The organism is Streptomyces sp. WELS2 (genome assembly GCF_013870595.1).
In the GTDB taxonomy this organism is placed as follows: Bacteria; Actinomycetota; Actinomycetes; order Streptomycetales; family Streptomycetaceae; genus Streptomyces.
Map to the genome: position 1 here is coordinate 1 of NZ_JACBWZ010000860.1, position 2,510 is coordinate 2,510.

At 73.8% G+C, this 2,510-nt stretch carries 3 protein-coding genes; 2 read left to right on the forward strand and 1 reads right to left on the reverse strand.

All coding sequences use genetic code 11. The annotated features are described in order from the left end of the window. On the forward strand, positions 1-1,327 hold a 1,327-nt coding region (locus tag H5J33_RS30890), incomplete at its 5' end, for a DUF5719 family protein (RefSeq protein WP_220212906.1). A gap of 124 nt (positions 1,328-1,451) precedes the next feature. Here the strand turns inward: H5J33_RS30890 and H5J33_RS30895 are convergent. Next, positions 1,452-1,838 carry a metallopeptidase family protein gene (locus tag H5J33_RS30895; RefSeq protein WP_181798073.1) on the reverse strand — a complete coding sequence of 129 codons (387 nt, stop codon included), beginning with the start codon at positions 1,836-1,838 and terminating at the stop codon, positions 1,452-1,454. Positions 1,839-2,187: 349 nt separating this feature from the next. Here H5J33_RS30895 and H5J33_RS30900 point away from each other — a divergent pair. Beyond that, a partial coding sequence (locus tag H5J33_RS30900; protein ID WP_181798074.1) for a DUF3499 domain-containing protein occupies positions 2,188-2,510 on the forward strand: 323 nt, incomplete at its 3' end.

Sequence of the window (2,510 nt, forward strand, 5' to 3'; positions counted from 1 at the left end):
CGGCCGGGCCCGCCTCCAGGCGGCCGGCGAGCAGTCGGCGGACGACGGCTCCGGCGCGGACGGCAAGCAGAAGGACGGCAAGCAGAAGGACGGCAAGGAGAAGGACGGCAAGGACAAGAAGGAGGGCGGCAAGAAGGCCGGGCAGCCGGTGCTGACACCGAAGGCACCGGGCACACCGGCCACCGGCGACACCTCCGGCGGGGACACGCCCGCGCTCATCGGCACCGCGGACGGCTCCTTCGCGCCCGGCTGGACCGTCCAGGAGACCACCGAGGTCGCCGCCGGCACCGGCCGCGGCCTCCTCGGCGTCAACTGCACCGGTCCGGACACCGACTTCTGGTTCCCGGGCGCGAGCACGGCCGCCGGCCGCACCGACTACGTCCACCTGACCAACCCCGACGACTCCGCCGCCGTGGTCGACGTCGAGCTGTACGGCAAGGACGGCGCGATCAAGGCCCCGCTCGGCGAGAACCTCACCGTCGGCCCCGGGGCGAGCGAGGCGATCCTGCTCTCCACGCTCACCGAGGAACGGCAGGCCGACCTCACCTTGCACGTCAGCGTGCGCGGCGGCCGGGTCGGCGCGGCCGTGCGGGCCCTGGACGACAAGGCGGGCGGCGACTGGCTGGCCCCCGCCGCCGACCCGGCCGGCGGCCTGGTCCTGCCCGGCATCCCGAAGGACGCCACCGACGTCCGCCTGACCGCCTTCGCCCCCGGCGACGACGACGCCGATCTGAAGATCCGCCTGGCCTCGCCCGACGGCCTGATCACCCCGGCCGGGAACGAGACCGTCCACGTGAAGTCCGGCATGACGACGACGGTCGACCTCGGCGACGTCACCCGGGGCGAGCCCGGCTCCCTGGTGCTCACCCCGACCGACCAGGCGGTCCCGGTCGTGGCGGTGCTCCAGGTGGTGCGGGGCAAGGGGGACAAGCGGGAGACGGCGTTCATCCCGGCCACCGCCGCCGTCGGCGCGCGCGCGACCTCGGCCGGCAACACCGCCAAGGGCACGACGCTCGCCCTGGCGGCGCCCGAGGGCACGGCCACGGTCAAGGTCACCGCCTCGGCGGGCAGCGAGGGCGGCACCCCGGCGACCAAGACGTACACGATCAAGGCCGGCACCACGCAGGACGTCGACGCGCCCGTCCCGGCGGGCCTGAAGGGCACCTACGCCCTCACCGTCGAACCCGTCTCCGGCGGCCCCCTCTACGCCTCCCGCACCCTCACCACCGCCGGCACCTCCGCCTTCACCATCCAGACCCTCCCCAGCGACCACGGCCTGGTATCGGTGCCGCAGACGCGGGAGGACCTGTCGATATTGCAGAAGTAGCCGGCGCGGACGCGGCGGCGGTCCGGGAAGCGGCGGGGCGGCAGGGGCGGGGGCGGTCGCCGGCGGACTCCGCCCCTCCGAGCCTCCGCACCGGGAGTCTCCGTGCCGGACGCCTCCGCGCCGCCTAGTCCTCCCCGTACCGGGGATCCACCGTCTCCGGCGTCAGCCCCAGCAATTCCGCCACCTGCTCCACGACCACCTCGTGCACCAGCGCGGCCCGCTCGTCGCGCCCCTTGGTCCGGATCTCCACCGGCCGCCGGTACACGACGACCCGCGCCCGCCGCCCGTCCCGCGCGGGTACGGCCCCGCCGAGCGGCACGGCCTCGTCGTCCCACACCGGCCCGTCCCCCCGCCCGTCCAGCCGGGGCACCTCCAGCACCAGGAAGTCGATGTCGGCGAGTTGCGGCCACCGTCGCTCGAGACGGTCCACGGAGTCCTGCACCAGATCCGCGAACACCTCGGCACGGCTGGCGGCCAACGGCACCTGCGGCGGCGCGATCGGCCCCCGCATGCCCCGTCCGTGACGATCACGGCGACGGGGCCCGGGGCCGCTGGCACGGGGCGGTACACGGTTGTCCATCACCGGTGAAGCGTAGTCCCCGCACCCCCGCCCGTCCGGCTCCACGCGGCAACCGGCCCCCGCGGGCCCTGTCGCAGGATGACCATTCAGGCCAACGTCTGGCTCGTTTCCGTAACTTTCCAAGACCACCGAACTCAAGGCAATTGATGGTGTTTGTGCCGACTCCTGACCGGGCACGCCCCTTCCTCGCCTCCGTCGCAAGCCCGTCCACGCAGGTCAGCGGGGTCCCCTCGCAGGGGTGTGTGGGGCGTTTCACAGCCCGACACGGTGGAGTGACCTGGTGGAGAGTCGTCGCGGCCCGCTCAAGAGTGCGGTACCGTCCAACATCGTGAGCCCTGTACGTCGCTGTTCGCGCACCGCCTGCGGCCGACCCGCCGTCGCGACGCTGACGTACGTCTACGCCGACTCGACCGCGGTCCTCGGCCCGCTCGCCACCTACGCCGAACCCCACTGCTACGACCTGTGTGCCGAGCACTCCGAGCGCCTCACCGCCCCGCGCGGCTGGGAAGTCGTACGACTCCTCGACGGCTCCGCGCCCGCGCGGCCCAGCGGAGACGACCTGGAGACCTCGACGAACTTGGTCGCCTCCTCGGTGCTGTGCAT